Source organism: Ruegeria sp. AF2 (assembly GCF_056542025.1).
Genome location: NZ_JBQFZC010000004.1, coordinates 165,899 through 183,465, shown reverse-complemented (window position 1 = coordinate 183,465; position 17,567 = coordinate 165,899). Strand labels below are relative to the sequence as shown.

The window sequence follows — 17,567 nt, the reverse complement described above, 5'->3', positions numbered from 1 at the left end:
AGTGTTGTTGCGAGACAAAGAGATCACAATTCGGGATTCCGCGTCCAAGCGCATTCATATCAATCTTTCACAGGCCAAAGCTTCTGATTTGCAAGGCATTCTGCAAGGCTCACATCATTAGCGCCAACCCATCAAATCTTAACTGGTCTCCCATCCGCCTGGATCATCTCATCACCGCCTGAGAGGCCTTCAACAATTACGCTACTTGTGGCTGTTTCGATTGCTGTTCCATCGACAAAGCATACGTAATTCATCTTGTTCGGATTGTTTGTGCTTATGCTGGCTAATGCAAGCGGAACGCCTTCTAGCAAGGCCCGGTCGTCGAAAAGAACCAGCTACTTGCCCCGCCATAATAGTCACCCGCTGTCGTCGATACCTCTAAAGGGTAGAGGACATAGTTATCAGTACCGTCTATAGTGGTGAACGTGGCCTTATAAAAAACTCTTTCTCCGCCAATCGTTTGCTGGGTTGTATCGCTTGAGATCTGCTGAGGTAAGTCACCGGATAACTTTGCACGATTTGCCCGATAGTTTGCACACGCACCATTTTGGTGCCAGATCAAATCCTTCCGAAAGTCTCTTTGAGTTCTGCGACTTGTTCTGCATCCAGTAGGCGGGTTGGCAGGCCGCGCAGTGTCACGAGCAGCTTGGCTGTTTCTTCTAACTCTTCTGCTGCAGAGACCGTTGAAAACAGATCCTCTCCCGATACGACGGGACCGTGATTGGCCAACAGAACCGCACTATATTTGCCATCCAGATCGCGGATCAAATCACCGGACGTCGGGTCGCCCGGCTTGACGTATGGAACCAGTTTGACTGTGCCGACACGCATAACCACATATGGCGTAAGCGGTGGAATACAGTCGTCAGGATCGGTGTCTTCCAGACAAGACAGTGCAGTGGCCCAGGTCGAATGCAGATGCACCACTGCACCAGCTTGTGGCCTCGTCTCATAGAAGGCTTGATGCAGAAAGACCTCCTTGGTCGGCTTGTCGCCGGAGACGTGGTTGCCATCCAAATCAATCTTAGCGATGCGCTCGGGGTCGATATCGCCCAAGGTGGAATTGGTTGGTGTCATGAGGATGCCGTCGTGCAGACGCGCAGAGACGTTGCCAGCAGTGCCGACGGAAAATCCGCGCGCAAACAGCGATGCACACAGGTCCGACATCTGCTTTCGCAGCGCCTGTTCTTTAGAACTCATTTGCCGGCCTCCATCATTTTGAGCGCCCTAGCGAAAAAGTCCGGAGCGCCGAAGTTTCCAGACTTTAGAGCCAGCGCAATGGGTTCAGTTTTTCCAACGCTCAAGACTGGTACGCCCGGGTCGATCTCTGGCCCTAGTGACATGGCCGGTGATCCCAGTGCCTCAGAGACAGCCTTGGCGACAGCTCCCGACGTCTCCCCTCCGGCAACCACCAATCGCTTGTAGCTCTTCTGAACAAGCTCGCGCGCGGTATCTGCAAAGAGATTGTCCAGCTTTTCCGCCACGGCTTCTTGGCCAAATTGACCTTGTACCGCGCGCACATCATCCGGGCTTCCCGATGAATAGGCGAGCGGTGCCTGACCCGGATGCGTTTCAAAGAAATCCAGAAGCGTTTGCGTAGTCACATCCCCGAACATAACACCCGGAACGTCAATGGCGAAGGTCGGATGGGATTTAGCATGAACATCGATCTGACCACGGGTCGCACCTGAGCAAGACCCTGCAAGGATAGCGGCGGGCCCAGCGATACCTGTGAATACACTGCCACCTCTTTTGGACGAAGCTCTTCTGACGAAGTTCTTGGGTAGCCCCAGCGCTATCCCAGATCCCCCAGTAATGAGCTGGGCATCCTTCAGAGCCTCGCCCCAGGCCAGCAAATCCTCGTCCGAAATCGCATCACCGATCACAAAGCGTTCGTCGACGTTCCGCAAAGCAGTAGCAATCGCCTCTGGTCCTTGCGTCACGGCGTCAATTGAAACCAACCCAACCGCTTCTTGGGTCTGATACTGCAACCACCGCCTGATGTCCGCATCCGTCATCGGAGTAAGAGGGTGATTTTCCATCCCGGACTCGTTCAACAGCTTGCCAAGCACAAATAGATGGCCGTGATAGATGGTGCGCCCCGTTGTCGGAAATGCTGGACAGAAAACCACCTTTTGCGCGCCCAGTTCGTTGGCCAACGCTTCCGCAACCGGGCCGATATTTCCCCGCCTAGTGGAATCAAAGGTCGAGCAATACTTGAAGATGAACTGGCGGCATCCTTGATCTTTAAGCCATCGCAGGGCTCGCAGGCCGTCCGCAACAGCTTCTTCGACAGGTGCAGTGCGGCTCTTGAGTGAGACGACACCCGCTTCGATCTCTTTGTCGGCCGGGGTATCCGGAATACCTGGAAACTGCGCGGTTCTTAACCCACCTTCCGGCTCGGCGCCCTTTGCCAAGGTGTTCGCAATGTCGCTCGCACCAGTGAAATCGTCCGCTATGACGCCGATCAGCATGTTCTAATGTCCTTCGTCGGCCCTGGATCCAGCCTATGGATGTGCGTTGCTGCTCCGACGGGAAAAATCTCGCGCACAAGTGGATCATGGCCGGGCACGATAAGTCGAGGATGTGAGGCTAACTTCTCGAGTGTCTCGAAACCATCCATCATGTCCTGCAAATCGACTACGATGGGAAAGGCTTTGCGGGCCATGAAATTCTCATAGTAATGCGAGGCGTCAGAGGCGAGAACCATCCACCCGGCTGCTGTTCTTACACGAACACATTGCAACCCCCGCGAATGCCCGCCGATACAGTGTACGGTCACCCCATCTGCTATCTCGGCCTCTCCGTCGTAGAACACGACCTTGCCTGAATAGAGGCGCTTTACGACCTCGCAGATATGGCCCGCCGAGAAAGGCGCGCGTAAGTGGTCGTGGCACATGCAGGGACCTGTAGCGAAGGCCATTTCCGCCGATTGCATGTGCAACTTCGCATTTGGGAACATATGCAGCCCCCCAGCGTGGTCATAATGGAGATGGGTCACGATAACCTCGGTCACCGCTTCAGGCATGATGTCTAATGGGCGCAAAGCCTCGCGTGGGTCCATCGCAATGGGACGACCACGGGCGGCTGCCTCGTCGCCGTCGTATCCGGTATCGACCAGTATAACTTTGTTGCCACGCTTGAGCACCCAAACGAAATAGTCCATCGCGTGAGGTGCATCGTGATTGTCATCCAATATGAAGCTGTCGCGTCGAGTGCGGGCATTGCGATCCGCGTATTTCACGGCGTGAATTTCCCAATCGTTCATCGGATGACCTCGGAATACTGGTGAACAGTCTTGGTGGCGATCATATCAGCCACAGCCGTATCGAAGGACTGGAAATGCGCGCTTTCCAGGTGGGCGGAGAACGCCACGCTGTCATCATAAACCTCATAGAGAAAAACTGTCTCGGGATCGTCGCCTAGGCAAACGTCAAACTGCTGGCATCCGGGTTCTTCACGCAAAGAGGTTGAAGCGTTTTCGACCATTAGCGGCAAAAAGGTTTCTCTCGTACCGGGCTTGAGAGTGAAGGTGACGGTAACCACAAACATCAGACGGAAAGTCCTTTCAGACGTGAGAAAGCGCGCTTTGCCACGGGCAGTTGGCTGAGGATCAGACCAACGTTGAGCACAAGTAGAATGGCCGCACCGGGTCGTGAAAAGAAGACCGAAAGATCCCCGTCCGACAAGAACAGCGATCGGCGGAAAGTTTCGTCAAACAGGCTTCCCAGTATAACCCCAATGACCAATGGAGCGATTGGGTACTTCATCAGGTTCATAAAATAGGCGACGGCGCCGACACCAAGCATCAGGTAGAGATCATTGATGCCACCACCGACGCTGAAGGACCCGATTGTTGTCAGAACCATCACAACCGGCAAGAAGATGGTCTGCGGTATGGCGAGTATTTTGATAAAGACCCGAGCAGTGAACAGGCCCATCAAGAACATAGTCAGGGATGCCAACACCAGGATTGCGACTACGCGCAGAATGATCTCGGGGTCTATCGTGGGGCCCGGGATCACGTTGTTGATCTTGAAAGCCCCCATTAAAGCCGCGGCGGGTGGTGAACCGGGAATGCCCAAAACCAAAAGCGGGATTAGCGCGCCCCCAATGCAGGCGTTGTTTGCTGTTTCAGAGCATAGCAGACCTTCCAATGACCCTTTTCCGAACTTGTCGCCCTCGGCAGATACGGTCTTGCCGACACCGTAGCTGACCCAACCGGCGACATCTTCGCCGACGCCAGGAAGCGCTCCCACCCCGGTCCCAATCACTCCTGACCGGCCAATGGTGGGCAGGTAGCGTCGGATGGAGCGTAGGTTCGGAAGGATGCGACCTTTCAGGGCCAGAACTTTCCCGGCCTCAACATGCCTCAAGCCGTCGATGATTTGGGGGATGGCGAAGGCCCCCATCAAAACTGGCACGACCTGAAACCCGCTCAACAAGTAAGACCAGCCGAAAGTATAGCGCGGCTCAGACAGAAGCGGATCGAGCCCCACCATAGACATTGCAAGCCCGATCAGACCGGCGATCCATCCCTTGATCACCAGATCCTCGCTCATAAGTGTGCCAGATAGAAGGATGCCAAACAAAGCCAAAAGTGCTTTTTCCGGACTCGCGATGTTCTTCGAAACCAAAAGCAGTGCCCAGACAAAAATCAAAAGCGTGATCGTCCCGATAACCGTACCGATAAAGCTGGCCGTTGTGGTCAGACCAAGTGCTTCGCCCCCTCGACCTGCTTTGGCCAGAGGGTAGCCATCCATGGCCGTCGCCGCGCTGGCTGCTGTGCCAGGTATGTTCAGCAGAATAGACGGGTAAGAGCCGCCGTAAATCGCGCCGACATAGGCCCCGAGCAAAGCGATAAGCGAATAGTCCAATGGGATCTTGTTGCCGAAAAATCCCGTCAGGATCGTCACTGCCAGCGTTGCGGTCAGGCCGGGCAATGCGCCGAACGTGATGCCTAGGAACACGGATGCAATCAAATACAGATAGGTCAGCGGGTCCACTGCCAGACCAACGAATGCGGTCCCAAACCCAGCCAGTTGCGAAAGGATAAAGTCCATCCGGTCAGTCTTTCCAAAACGGACGAAGCGTCACGTAGTAGTGGTATTCGATTTGCTTGAAGATCAGTCCCCCGCGCGCGGGCACGTTCTGTCGGAAAATAAAGGCCATCGCGCAAACGAGGATCAGCGGGGCCAATATTGCGACGACTGGCACTAACCGCAAAACGCGTTCGGAAGCCGCTTTGGTCAACACCACAAGTGATAGCGAGACCCATAGGGCCAGTGTAAACCAATCATCACTGTGTGCATTCCATTCCGCCTGCGCGGGAAATACAGCGAACGCAAAAAGCCCGGCAGAGACAACTGCGATACAGGCTACCAAAGCACGCCGCGCGTGACCGCCGTAGTAACCGTAAGTCAAAGCTGTAATCAGTAACCCCGAGCACAATATGAAGTCCACTCTGGGAACCAGCCCGACGACGTATGCAAGAAGGATCAGGCCTATTGTTGTTGCTCGATAGGCTTCCCACTTATCCCATCCGATCCCCAAAGCCGTGAGCGCGTTCTGGGCTCCACCTGAGCAGATCGAAATAGCCAGCAAGACGAAGGACAACACAAGCAATCCACCGAAGATGAACAACGGTACAATTGCAGCCGAGTTGTACCAGTCCGACCCACTTACACCTGCGCGGTTTTCACCCCAAAGTGGGATGTCCAACGTTTTCCAAAGGAAAAAGACGGACACTGTTATTAGAACAATAGCAGCCCAGAAGTCGCGGGTCCGCATGACCAGTGTTTCGTCGATTTTGTCCATGCCTGCCTCCTAGAGGAAAGGGCGCGATCAAACGCGCCCTTCCAAAATTGATCGGATTAGGGCTTCTCGATACCCAGCGAGGCTGGATCGACCGTGGCAGCGCCCAAATCTTGCAAGGTATAGGCAAAAGTAGCCTCAAGGTTCGCAAACAATTCTTGAGCTTCTTCGCCGTGTTGACCACCGACATCATAATTGTTTGCCTCAGCCCATTCAGCGACGGTATCGGATGCAATCGCCTGCTCGAACGCATCGCCGAGGGCCGCCTTCACATCATCTCCAGCCGAGCTGTGAACGGCAAATCCGATGGCTTGTTTTAGCGGCAGATACTTGTCGAGACCGTCATAGATGCCAAAGGCAGATGGCACTGTAGCTCCGGCAATCTGCGCATCTTCCGGTGTCAACATCGCAAGTGGCTTCAATTGTCCGCCTTCGATCAAAGGAGCTTGTTCAGCCAGCGAAGTCACAACCAACGCAACCTCACCTGCTATCGCCGCTTCCTGCCCGGGCGCTGAGCCTTTGTATGGAACAAACTTGAACTCTGCACCGGACCCTTTCTCGATGGCGAGAAGATTCAAGTGGTGGATCGAACCCGCGCCGGACGCGGCAGCGGGAATAGTGCCAGGAGCGGCTTTGGCAGCGTCGACCAGTTCTTCCAGAGTATTGTAAGGGCTGTCCGCCGGAACCGAGATCAGATCGGGTGATCCGCCAACAATAAACGGATACCAAAAGTCAAATTTCTTATCCCAACCACCCTGCACAGCAGCGGTGACGTTCGATTCAGACAGACCAACCAATGTGTAGCCATCGTCTGGTTGGTTCATGACGTAGACCATGCCGTTGGAGCCTGCGACTCCACCGGTTTGGTTGATCACATTGATCGAGACTGGAAGGTGTTTTTCCATTTCGGCCATGATCATTCGGTTGATCGTGTCCGTGCCGCCACCGGCCCCCCAGACCACAGCTGTGGTGATATCACGGTAAGGGTAATCCTGCGCGGCAGCAGCGCCTGAAATTCCGGTTGCAATCACGGCTGCGGCCGCCAACTGCCCTAGCTTCAGTTTCATTTCCAAGTCCTCCCAAACATCTTTGCGTTTATTATTGCATTTATTTGCGTATACATTAAAGAATGCGTTGTCAACGGACTGTAGTGAAAGCTGCTATCGCGCTATGAATGCGAAACGGGAAGGAAGCGGGCTAAGATGAAGAAAAGTTATGATGTGGCAGTGTTCCACGGGGACGGAATCGGCCCGGAAATTATGGCCCCTACGCTTGAAATTCTGCGTCAGCTCTCGCGCGGCAGTCCTTCCTACGAACTGGTGTTTGCAGACGCTCCGGCGGGCGCAGCCCACTACGCCAAAACTGGAGAATCGTTTCCGACTGGTTCACTTGAAACTGCACGCAAGGCTGATGCGATTCTGCTATCTGCAATGGGTTTTCCGGATGTTCGCTACCCTGACGGAACCGAGATTTCACCACAGATCGATCTGCGAAAGCAACTGGGACTTTTCGCTGGTGTAAGACCAGTAAAGGTAAACAGCGGACAAATGACCCCCTTGGCGCTGCCTCCCGGAAAAGAGATCGACTTTGTCTTGATACGCGAAAGCACAGAAGGACTGTTCTTCACCCAAGGCGCTGGAGAAGTTACCGAACACGAAGCACGTGAAACTCTGCTGATCACTCGTGAGGTTTCCGAAAAACTGTTCCGGTTTGCGTTTGAACTCGCCCAGAACCGCAAAAGAACCGGGCGCGGTCGGGGTCGAGTTACATGTGTCGACAAAGCCAATGTATTCCGCGCCTTTGCGTTCTTCAGATCGATGTTTGATGCAGAAGCTGCAAACCATCCCGAATTGCAGGCAGACCATGCTTATGTTGATGCCACTGCGCTTTGGATGGTGCAGAAGCCTTGGGAATTCGATGTTTTGGTGACTGAAAACATGTTCGGCGACATCCTTTCTGACCTTGGCGCCGGCCTTATGGGCGGTCTTGGATTGGCTCCTTCAGCAGATATCGGGTTGAACCACGCCGTGTTCCAACCCTGTCACGGCTCTGCTCCGGACATTGCGGGACAAGACATTGCCAATCCTTTCGCGATGATCCTGTCTGCAGCAATGATGCTTGAATGGTTAGGGTTGACCCATAATCATCCAGAACTGTCCAAAGATGGCGAACGTTTACGGGAAGCCGTGGAAATGGTGACTGAGAGCGGTCAAAACCTGACGCGTGACCTTGGTGGCACCGCCGGAACGCAGGACGCAGCCTCATCGGTATTGGAAGCATTGCTGGCATGAATACTCAACAAGCCATCACGGTCGCGTGCGTAGGTGCGGGGTATTTCAGCAAGTTCCACTACGAAAGCTGGTCTCGAATGCCCGGAGCGGTTCCGATTGCATCCTGCAACCGTGACATCAAAAAGGCGAAAGAAACAGGACTGGCCGCTTACGATGATCTGTCAAAAATGCTGGAGGCGGAAAAACCAGATCTCGTTGACATCATCCTCCCGCCTGTGGCGCAGGCCGATGCCATCCGAACGGCGCTGCACTCTGGAATAAAGTGGTTGATCTGCCAAAAACCTTTCTGCATGTCGTTGCATGAAGCTGAGAAAATTGTTTCAGAGGCCGAAGCGGTAGGAGCAACTATTGTTGTACACGAGAACTTTCGCTTTCAACCTTGGTATCGCGCGATCAAAGAGGCGATGACCGAGGGTCGAATTGGTACACCTCTACAAGCTACTTTCCGGCTTCGGCCTGGCGACGGACAAGGACCACGCGCCTATCTTGACCGGCAGCCGTATTTTCAGGACATGCCGCGTTTCCTGGTTCATGAAACAGCAGTTCACTGGGTAGACACATTCCGATTCTTGTTCGATGCGCCCAGCGCAGTTTATGCGGACTTGCGCCAAGTGAACCCCATTATCGCGGGTGAGGATGCCGGCTATATCCTGTTTGATCATCCCAACGGTTTGAAAGCTCTGTTCGATGGGAACAGGTGTCTTGACCACAGCGCCAAAAACCTGCGTCAAACTATGGGTGAAGCTCTCATTGAAGGAACAACAGGATCATTGGTTCTTAACGGCGATGGTTCAGTTGAACTCCGCGCTTTTGGAAAGCAGACGCAGCAGCAAATTCTACCTCCAAGCGATCATAATGGATTTGGCGGCGATTGCGTCCACGCCTTGCAAAGTCACGTCGTTTCAGGCCTTGTAAAGGGCACGCCGCTGGAAAACACGGCTCGAGACTATTTGGACGTGATCCGCATCGAAGAGAGCATCTATCTCTCGGCTGCGGAGGGACGAAAGATCAACCTGGAGACGCCGTGAAGGGTCAAGACGCAAAAACTCTTTCCAATACGCAACGCGCCGTTAGGGATTTGCGGCAGATGATCCTGTCCGGCGAACTTGCAGCCGGAACGGACCACCTAGAGTCGGAACTCGCCGAAACCCTTGGTATGTCCCGCACCCCGATACGGGAAGCTGCGCTCATGTTGGAAAGCAAGGGGTTGCTGGAAATGCGGCCCCGCAAAGGCGTGCGGATACTGCCGGTTTCATCAGACGATATGCGTGAAATCTACGACATCCTGACGGAGCTCGAGAGCCTCGCTGCACAACGCGCTGCCGAAGCGGGTTATTCAGAAGATGAACTTTCGGTACTTGCTGGATCAATTGCGAAGATGGACCGAGCCATCGAATCCCAAGATCTTGAAGCCTGGGCCGAGGCCGATGAGTTGTTTCATCAAGAGCTCGTTCGGTTGGGCGGCAACAAACGGGTCGAAGCGATTGTCGCCATGATGAGCGACCAGGTGCGCCGCGCGCGCGCAACGACCTTGTTCATCAGACCCCTGCCCGTCAAATCCAATGAAGACCACCGGGTTGTTTTCCATGCGATTAGTGAAGGTCGACCGGATGTCGCCCGTGAACGTCATCGAGAACACAGGCTGCAAGCCAAGGCTATGCTTTGCGAGATACTCGAAAAGCATCGGCTCAACAGCCTCTGATCTTCTCGTATCCAGCCATTAATCATCTAAAATATCTGCTTATTTTCGGTACTAAAGGCGCTCCGAATACTTGTCGATAACGGCAACCCGCAGTTGCCTCCTGCTGCTCTGATATTCTTTTTCTAGTCGCTCAAACAATCACTGCATCGATTGGGGTTGAAATAGTACGATTTCGTATTAATTTAGTTCGATATCGTACTATTGGAGAGTCAAGATGCCAAACCGAAGACGTTTTCTCAAGATTCTAGGCGGAGGCACAATACTGGCGGCAACGGGCGCGGCTGGGTTTCTCACGACACGTACACCCCATGAAGCTTTAGCTCCGTGGACGCCGAAACCGTATGATGACCCACGCAAGGCTGCTTTGTCCTACGCAATTCTCGCCCCCAATCCGCACAATTTGCAACCTTGGCTGATCGAGTTGGTTGGGCAAGACAAGGTGCGGATCCACCGTGATACAGATCGCGAGCTTCCGGAAACCGATCCTTACCACCGCCAGCTCTATATTGGCTTCGGTGCATTTGTTGAAACGATGGTTCTGGCAGCAGGTGCCCACGGGTTTGATACTGAGGTCGAGTTACTGCCAGAAGGGAATGACGGACCTATCGCAGAAGCGATGTTTGTATCTGGCGGGGCATCCGATCCACTCTCAGATCAAATCCTCAACCGACATTCAAATAAAGAACCGTACACTGAACAGCGGCTCTCTGAGGCGGAAATATCGGTCCTTGAAAACTATGCCACTCTGATTTCCGATGAGGATCTAGTGGCCCGTATTCGAGACCTCACAAAACGCGCTTTTGAAATCGAAATGCGAACTCCACAGACTCTTAGAGAATCCGTCGACCTGATGCGGATCGGCAAAGCAGAAATCAACGCAAACCCAGACGGGATTGAACTGCGTGATCCCATGCTGGAAACGCTGCGACTTACCGGCCTATTGGACAATGAGACCCTGATGAACGTTGATCACCCAGGCACTCAGGCGCACATGCAAGACTACTTCGCTATGCTAGACGCGACACCGCAGTACGCAGTTCTCACGACAGCTAAAAATACGCGAAGCGATCAAATCGATGCCGGGCGTCAGTTGATGCGTTTTTACCTGAAGACAACCGAAATGGGCCTGGGCGTGCATCCGGTCAGTCAGGCCCTTCAGGAATATCCTGAGATGGCCGATGAATACGCTCTGGCGCATGAGCTTCTTGCGTCACCGCGCCACACGGTGCAAATGTTGCTGCGTTTGGGGTATGGACCTGAACCAATTGCCACACCCCGCTGGCCGCTGGAGACACGAATTCTGAATGAAGCCTGAAGATGAGACCAACGAAGTTTACCGGTTCTTCACCGAGGTCGGGATCATCAATCAGTTGATCTCGACCAAGCTGGAAGCGTTCTTACCTGGTAGGATGACGGCGACTCAATTCGGAATTTTGGGCCATCTGGTACGGCGTCCCGAGGGTGAAACTCCACAGCAACTTTCGAACGCGTTTCAAGTGCCTAAAACTTCGATGACGCACATGCTCTCCAGTCTTGAAAATCATGACCTGATTACTCTTGAAGCCAACCCCAATGACAAGCGTTCGAAAATTGCTCGGCCTACACCGCAAGGCGCTGAGTTTTTGAAAGCTTGTATGGAGCGGATGTCGGAATCCCTGGCTCCAGTTTTGTCCGAACTCGGGCCTGAACCGTTCCATGAATCATTGCCTAATCTGACGCTCATACGCGAAACTTTGGATAGCGAGCGCGACTAGCCGAAACCTGCGCCAGCCGAAGCAAGCAACCAAATTTTCAGAACATCATGCAATCCGCGCCCGGCGGGAGCGGCGGCGATCCTTCAGGCAAAGTGGGTGTGTAGTCAAATGTCACAATCTTCGCGCCACCGTCGAATGCCACGAACAGTTGGTTGGATCCCGGCCTAATGGCGATGCCTTCTGGATCGGTTCCGAATTCCAACAAACTTTGCTGGGCGAGCAGTTGGCCATCTGCCGTGAACTCATACAGGCTGTTTGACCCTTCCCAGTCATCAACAATCAACATGTGGCCGGTACGCGGATCAATCGCGATGCCCTGCGCCTCACTCAAGGGAGGAGAGAGCTTCATGGTATCCAACCTCGCCGTCAAAGCACCCTCTGAGGTGAACCACGACAACCGTTCGGGGTCATCCTCTACGGTCACGATCTGTCCCTTGGCGTTGATCGCAATTCCTTCCGTATCCGCGAAACCACCTTCCAATTCGAAGGGTGCTCCCAGGCGTGATCCGTCCTTGGTGACACGTTGAAGACTGCCGAGACCATCGCCCAGCAACAAGTGATCCCCTTCAACAGCAATTGCTTTGATCCGAAAGAGATCGCTGGATATACGGCGCAATTCATCACCTTGCAATGTAACGAGAATTGCCTCGGGCCCCTCGTTCGCAATCCACAACCCACAAAAGGTCGGATCGTAGTCAAGACTTGCGGGCTGATTAAGTTCATAACGCCCTGTTTCGCGAAGCTGCAATGCCGTGGCCGGGGTCGACACAGCAAAAATCAACAAGGCGGTTGTCCTCACAAACACTCTGGATGCTCCGAGAATCTGCGTCAAAACTGTGGGGTGGAATCGTAACACGTCAATGCTAAGAGCACCTAAACTTCCAAAATCAGAGAGCATCATTTTACCTGATCAGAGACTTATAACACGGAAACTGGTTACAAGCGGTGTGGTTCGACGCATCTGGGTTCTGCCATAGTCCGTTGAAACTAGGGGTGTGCCGAAATCGCAAACCAACAACATGGCGCTTGCGAGAGTTACGAAATCAACACTAGCGAACGAAACAACCTCAGGCTTCATAGAACAAACTTGCAATCGCGTGCTCGGGCGTAGTCACCTAGGGCATAGGGTTGGAGAAAGCCAATGGCGCTGTGGAAGTTCGTGATTAGTGTTTATTGCGCGCTGTTTCTTGTCGCTTGCGCTCCGAAAACCCGCACGTATGAAAAGACGGTATCAGCTGCGCTACCGGCAAATTCCAGCACGGCTCTGGGTCAGGCGGCCAATCGCCTTGGGGATCCTAAAGACGGTCGGTCAGGCATCAAGCTGATCAGTGATGGAGAAGAAGCGCTCGTATCACGGCTGTTGTTGGCCACTGCGGCCGAGCGAACGATAGACGCGCAATACTATCTTCTGCACGACGATCCAACCGGTCACCTGTTCGCTGCCAGTCTCTTGCAAGCGGCGGATCGAGGTGTTCGTGTCAGGCTGTTGTTGGATGATATGGATACGTCCGGCTACGACGCGATGACCGCTGCGTTGGACAATCACAAAAACATTGAAATAAGACTGTTCAACCCGTTCTGGCGAGATCAGAGCCTGTTGATCGCGGGTCTGACTGATTTCAAACGCATCAATCGCAGAATGCACAACAAGTCCATGACAGCAGACAACGTGTTCACGATTGTAGGTGGGAGAAACATCGGTGCCGAGTATTTTTTGGCGCGGGAAGAAATGAACTATGCTGATCTGGATGTGCTGGCCGCAGGCCCAGTTGTACGCGAAGTGTCACGTAGCTTTGACGCTTACTGGAACAGCGATTTCGCTGTTCCGGCTCGCGTGGTTGTCGGAGAACCCGAAGAATTTGACCTGAGCGATGCACGCAGCAGGTTGAATGAATTCGTCGAGGAAGCGAAGCAAACGCAGTACGGCGCAGCGCTCAGAAAGTCGGCAAAAGAGAACTTCGCGGATGGCGCCCTGTTACTGGATTGGCTGCCAGCGAAACTTTATGCTGATCCGCCTTCAAAGGCCGCGGGCCTCGAGAACTCAGGTCCCGTTCTAGCATCTCAATTGCTTCCGTACTTTGAGAATGCCAGCAGCGAAGTGAACATCGTGTCCGCCTACTTCGTGCCGCGCAACAACGGTGTGAAATGGCTGACCGAACTCGAGAACCGTGGGGTCGACGTAAAGGTTGTAACCAACTCACTTGCATCTAACGACGTCGCACCCGTTTACGCACACTACGCCAAGAAACGCCGAGCACTGCTACGCGGTGGAGTAGAACTCTACGAGCTGCGACCCGACGCTTATCAAGTCCAACGCCGCGGTATTAACTGGGCTCAGTCCAGGTCAGGCCTGCACTCCAAGGCATTTGCAATTGATGACCAGTACTTGTTCGTGGGTTCATTCAACTGGGATCCGCGATCTGTCAACATCAACACCGAGATGGGAATTCTGATTGACTCGCCAGCATTGACTGCGCAGACGATGGGAGCCTTGGACGACGCACTACCCGCATACACATATAACGTGACGCTCGAGCAAGCTGGCCAGCTTAAATGGACGACAAGAGCCAATGATGGCACCATTCTTGAATACCAATTCGAGCCGACAGGATCGGCCTGGGATCACATAGTTGCCGGGCTATTAAGTATTTTACCAATTGGGTCCCAGCTTTAGGTTTCTGCAAACTACCTGATCGCTTGGCCGTCACCGGCGCCTGCGAAGATGGCAGCAAAAAAGACATAGGTCATCAGTCGCAGATATTTCCCAATATCTAATTCTTAATACAGACTAGATATTCATTTTATCAACTGCTGGCGGGATAATGCCTGCTACCAAAGTCAATGGACATGTTTATCATTCCAGGGAAGCTGAACGTTATCGGGCAAGTCCCGTTATCCGGTTACTTGAACAGTTAGGTTCAGCTTGCCGCGCCTTAGTGAATTTTTGCGCTTTGTGTTTCATTTCTAGCGATCGTCTAATCTCGTAAGATGCCGAAGGTAGATTGTTTTGAATAACTATAGCTGATTATTGTGCATCTTCAGTGAGAAAGAACAACTCAATGGGCTGCGCAAGGCCACGTATTTCGTGATCCCCACAGCTAACGAACATGTTCGGAGCAGCACTTGCAACGGCTGACGTCGCCAACACTCTCCGACCAGTTGATTTTGTTAAACCTTCAATTCGGCTTGCAACGTTCACCGCCCCGCCCAGAACTGTGAAATCAAGCCTGCCGGGGCTGCCGATATTACCATAGCTGACCTGCCCGACGTTAATTCCAATACCAACATCCAAAGGCGGTTTTTGAAACCCGTCTCGTCTGGTGTTGAGATCGTTCAAACCACTCAGCACACTCTGCGCTGCAAGAGCCGCCATTCTGCAGCGGTCGGCATGGTCTTTTTGCGCTTCAATAGTAAAGATCGACAGGATGCCATCGCCCATGAACTTGAGGACGTCTCCACCGTTGTCCTCTACGGCTTTAACCACCAGATCAAAATAGTCGCTAAGCGTGTCGAAGATATCTTCTTCCGGAGAGGTCTCGGAAAGTGCTGTAAAGCCTCGCAGATCAGAGAACATCACCACGGCATCCAAAGTTGTTCGCTCTCCGCGCTTTATATTGCCGCTCCAGACGGCCTCGGAAGGTCCATCTCCTAAATAAGTTCGAAGCAGACCTTTAGACGATTTTCGCATCGTGACAGGTTCCAAGGCGGAAGAAAGGGCCGGTAAGGCCGCTTCAATCAGCCTAAGATGTTCGGGCGAGAATCCATCCTTTGCCTGAGTAACGAACGTACATCCATGCAGCGATCCATCGCCGTAATAGAGCAAAGTAGCGTAGTAGTCTGTGCCGCCCTGCTCTGCAAATTCAAGATAGGATGAATGCTCTGTTTCCAAGTCCAGTCGCCGAAGACTTTTGTGAAGTGGCTTTCTGTTCGCAAGAATATACTCGAATGAACTCCCGACATAACCATCTGTCAACATCGTCTCATGCGTGACGTCGTAGCTGTCGGTGCCTTCAGGCGTCCAAACTACCCCCCAGGCAATAAGCAATGGGTTGGCAAAGCGCTGGCCAATGTTTGCCCGCCATAGCGGCACTCCGGCTTCGATCAAGGAGGAACAAAACTGTGACACCACCTTTACAGGATCACCGGAGCGACGACCTTCTGTAATCATCCATTCGGTCAGTCGAGTGACTTCTTCCATGGACCCAATTTAGTCGCTTGGAAACGATGAGCAAAGACAATTGGATTGGCAATGTCGGTTGCTGTTGTTGAGCAGCCTGATCAGACCTGTCCAAATTGATGCTCGGGCATCAACGGAATGTATTCCATCGGGAAGATGGTTTGTAAATTTAGATCCCGCGCGGTTCCAAACAGACCTATTTGAAGATTGCAGCCCTCTCTTGGGAAACCTTCAATAGAAACCAATCTCGCTGACATCTACGCGGGCCTCGTGATCTCTCCCGTAGGCTACAACTCCAACTGAGGTGATTTCGTCAGCAACGGGAATAGCGCGCAACATGGCACCTGAAGCCTTGAAGCCTGGGAGAGGTAACCAGACTTCGGTCCAGTTGTCAGAAGTTGCGAACGCGGCCTGATAGTATTGCCATGGAAGCACCGTGCCACGTGTCCTGAGGTGGACGAAGTATTGCTCGCCATTCCCCCGTACCAACAGCCTGACGCCCGATACACCCTCATCTGGTCGATCAGACAACTTGCGTCGGAACTGGATAAAGCCGCCGTTGTTTTTTGTGCTGACAGTTCCGGTCAACCGGGCGAACGCAACATCACGTTCCGAACGAAACTGCACCTGTCCTGAAGAAACTCCTCCCATGACGGTGTCGGCAACGTAGTCCCAACTCGTCTCCGGAGACTTGGAGAAGTCTTCTGCAAGATTTTCATCAGCCTGTGCCATTATAGATCCGATAATAACAAGACCTGAAACAAGCCCAGCGAAGTTTCCACGCATATCGTTTTTTCTCAGTTCAGTATTGCAATAGAAAGGTTCAAGACAGTGGCAAATGCGACCCATGCAAAGTACGGCAGGAAGGCTAGTGCGGAAACCTGATCCGAGCTCCTGACCAGAGCGATGAACATGACGATGACAGCCAGCAACGCGGCAATGATCACAAAGGCAATCCACGGTAGTTGCATTACGAAAAAGGTTGGGGACCACAAAAAGTTCAGACCCATCTGCACCCACCACAGCTTCATGGGCGTCGAGCTTTGGTCTGTTTCAAACTGACGCCAACCCGCCATGGCTATCAAAACATAAAGCACCGTCCAAACCGGCCCAAAAATCCAATTTGGTGGATTGAAAGCAGGTTTAGAAAGCTGCGCATACCAATCCCCGGGCTCGGTAAATATCCCGATCAGGATGCCGCCTCCCAACGCGAGCGCAAGAAATGCTATGCGGACCATCCAATTCGACATTGTGGGATAGCTTTCAGCAGCCCTTGGTCGTCACGTTGACAAGCGCTTCGGAAGAGAAGGTCGCAGTACTGGTCTCATCCGCGTCGGTATATGACACCGTGGCGCCTTCGATCTCCGACTCCGTTACGGTGATTTCGCGTTGCCCGATCGTGTCGTCCACATCGATGGTAAAGGCTAATTTGTCCCCGGCTGCGAGGGAAACGATCTCAAGTTCAATTGTATTCTGCCCGTCCACGACCGAAGGAAATTGACGCAGTGCATCCGCACCCTCAACGAATTCGAGCGGTTGGAATACCTCTACACCCGCGCCTTTTTCGGTAACGTCGAAAATCAGACGTCCAGCAGATTGCGACAAGTCAATTTTAACGGTCGAGGTTTCTACTTCGCACGTTCCCACATTTGTCAGAACAAAACGGTCTTTGGGTGCGCCTTCTATGAAGCGAATTTGAACTCCGGCTTGAAGCGAAGTGGCTGCAAATAGTCCAAGGGTCGCCGCAAGAATACTCTTCGGGAGCATATTTATCTCCTTCCTTATTGGTTCTTGATAGATACGCTTCGGCGGATCTCTTGGATCAGACT

General features: G+C 53.1%; 18 protein-coding genes. 6 read left to right on the top strand and 12 right to left on the bottom strand.

Annotation, left to right across the window (positions count from 1 at the left end):
- Positions 1-558: 558 nt before the first annotated feature.
- Genes otnC through ACR0NM_RS14130 form a run of 7 tightly spaced genes read right to left on the bottom strand, consistent with a single transcriptional unit; the run spans position 559 to position 6,881 of the window.
- The gene (otnC, locus tag ACR0NM_RS14160; RefSeq protein ID WP_170395486.1) at positions 559-1,200 is read right to left on the bottom strand and encodes a 3-oxo-tetronate 4-phosphate decarboxylase; all 642 of its coding nucleotides are present in this window, start codon (positions 1,198-1,200) and stop codon (positions 559-561) included.
- Positions 1,197-2,474, bottom strand: coding sequence for a 3-oxo-tetronate kinase (gene otnK, locus ACR0NM_RS14155; protein WP_480615302.1), 1,278 nt, complete (start codon positions 2,472-2,474; stop codon positions 1,197-1,199). Before otnK ends, otnC begins: the two co-directional genes overlap by 4 nt.
- Positions 2,468-3,268 (bottom strand): N-acyl homoserine lactonase family protein, encoded by an 801-nt coding sequence (locus ACR0NM_RS14150; protein WP_480615300.1) that lies wholly within the window; start codon positions 3,266-3,268, stop codon positions 2,468-2,470. The genes otnK and ACR0NM_RS14150 overlap by 7 nt, the downstream gene beginning before the upstream one ends.
- Positions 3,265-3,552 carry a putative quinol monooxygenase gene (locus ACR0NM_RS14145; RefSeq protein ID WP_170423472.1) on the bottom strand — a complete coding sequence of 96 codons (288 nt, stop codon included), beginning with the start codon at positions 3,550-3,552 and terminating at the stop codon, positions 3,265-3,267. The genes ACR0NM_RS14150 and ACR0NM_RS14145 overlap by 4 nt, the downstream gene beginning before the upstream one ends.
- Positions 3,552-5,063, bottom strand: coding sequence for a tripartite tricarboxylate transporter permease (locus tag ACR0NM_RS14140; protein WP_170638038.1), 1,512 nt, complete (start codon positions 5,061-5,063; stop codon positions 3,552-3,554). The genes ACR0NM_RS14145 and ACR0NM_RS14140 overlap by 1 nt, the downstream gene beginning before the upstream one ends.
- Positions 5,064-5,067: 4 nt before the next feature.
- On the bottom strand, positions 5,068-5,817 hold the full coding sequence (locus ACR0NM_RS14135) for a hypothetical protein (RefSeq protein ID WP_480615298.1): 750 nt from the start codon (positions 5,815-5,817) through the stop codon (positions 5,068-5,070).
- Between the two features lie 56 nt (positions 5,818-5,873).
- Entirely contained in the window at positions 5,874-6,881 is a 1,008-nt protein-coding gene (locus tag ACR0NM_RS14130; protein WP_480615296.1) for a Bug family tripartite tricarboxylate transporter substrate binding protein, read from the bottom strand.
- A 135-nt stretch (positions 6,882-7,016) separates the two neighbouring features.
- Between ACR0NM_RS14130 and ACR0NM_RS14125 the strand changes: the two genes are divergently transcribed.
- From ACR0NM_RS14125 to ACR0NM_RS14105, 5 genes are all read left to right on the top strand, one after another.
- Entirely contained in the window at positions 7,017-8,105 is a 1,089-nt protein-coding gene (locus ACR0NM_RS14125) for an isocitrate/isopropylmalate dehydrogenase family protein (RefSeq protein ID WP_480615294.1), read from the top strand.
- Positions 8,102-9,133 carry a Gfo/Idh/MocA family protein gene (locus ACR0NM_RS14120; protein WP_480615292.1) on the top strand — a complete coding sequence of 344 codons (1,032 nt, stop codon included), beginning with the start codon at positions 8,102-8,104 and terminating at the stop codon, positions 9,131-9,133. The genes ACR0NM_RS14125 and ACR0NM_RS14120 overlap by 4 nt, the downstream gene beginning before the upstream one ends.
- Positions 9,130-9,807 carry a GntR family transcriptional regulator gene (locus tag ACR0NM_RS14115; RefSeq protein ID WP_170613814.1) on the top strand — a complete coding sequence of 226 codons (678 nt, stop codon included), beginning with the start codon at positions 9,130-9,132 and terminating at the stop codon, positions 9,805-9,807. Before ACR0NM_RS14120 ends, ACR0NM_RS14115 begins: the two co-directional genes overlap by 4 nt.
- 214 nt (positions 9,808-10,021) lie before the next feature.
- Complete coding sequence (locus tag ACR0NM_RS14110; RefSeq protein ID WP_480615290.1) at positions 10,022-11,122, top strand: Acg family FMN-binding oxidoreductase; 1,101 nt, start codon at positions 10,022-10,024, stop codon at positions 11,120-11,122.
- Positions 11,112-11,561 (top strand): MarR family transcriptional regulator, encoded by a 450-nt coding sequence (locus tag ACR0NM_RS14105; RefSeq protein ID WP_170647199.1) that lies wholly within the window; start codon positions 11,112-11,114, stop codon positions 11,559-11,561. Before ACR0NM_RS14110 ends, ACR0NM_RS14105 begins: the two co-directional genes overlap by 11 nt.
- Before the next feature lie 37 nt (positions 11,562-11,598).
- Here the strand turns inward: ACR0NM_RS14105 and ACR0NM_RS14100 are convergent, their stop codons facing one another.
- The gene (locus ACR0NM_RS14100) at positions 11,599-12,462 is read right to left on the bottom strand and encodes a hypothetical protein (RefSeq protein WP_480615288.1); all 864 of its coding nucleotides are present in this window, start codon (positions 12,460-12,462) and stop codon (positions 11,599-11,601) included.
- A gap of 240 nt (positions 12,463-12,702) precedes the next feature.
- On the opposite strand from ACR0NM_RS14100, the gene ACR0NM_RS14095 reads away from it, so the two are divergent.
- Positions 12,703-14,235, top strand: coding sequence for a phospholipase D family protein (locus tag ACR0NM_RS14095; RefSeq protein WP_480615286.1), 1,533 nt, complete (start codon positions 12,703-12,705; stop codon positions 14,233-14,235).
- A 351-nt stretch (positions 14,236-14,586) separates the two neighbouring features.
- Here ACR0NM_RS14095 and ACR0NM_RS14090 read toward each other — a convergent pair whose 3' ends face one another.
- From ACR0NM_RS14090 to ACR0NM_RS14075, 4 genes are all read right to left on the bottom strand, one after another.
- Positions 14,587-15,759: an adenylate/guanylate cyclase domain-containing protein gene (locus tag ACR0NM_RS14090; protein WP_170513686.1), complete on the bottom strand. Its 1,173-nt coding sequence runs from the start codon at positions 15,757-15,759 to the stop codon at positions 14,587-14,589.
- A gap of 210 nt (positions 15,760-15,969) precedes the next feature.
- Complete coding sequence (locus tag ACR0NM_RS14085) at positions 15,970-16,470, bottom strand: CIA30 family protein (protein WP_480437146.1); 501 nt, start codon at positions 16,468-16,470, stop codon at positions 15,970-15,972.
- A 65-nt stretch (positions 16,471-16,535) separates the two neighbouring features.
- Positions 16,536-16,988: a TspO/MBR family protein gene (locus ACR0NM_RS14080; RefSeq protein ID WP_480615284.1), complete on the bottom strand. Its 453-nt coding sequence runs from the start codon at positions 16,986-16,988 to the stop codon at positions 16,536-16,538.
- A gap of 13 nt (positions 16,989-17,001) precedes the next feature.
- Entirely contained in the window at positions 17,002-17,505 is a 504-nt protein-coding gene (locus ACR0NM_RS14075; RefSeq protein ID WP_170408449.1) for an aggregation factor core, read from the bottom strand.
- Positions 17,506-17,567 lie beyond the last annotated feature (62 nt).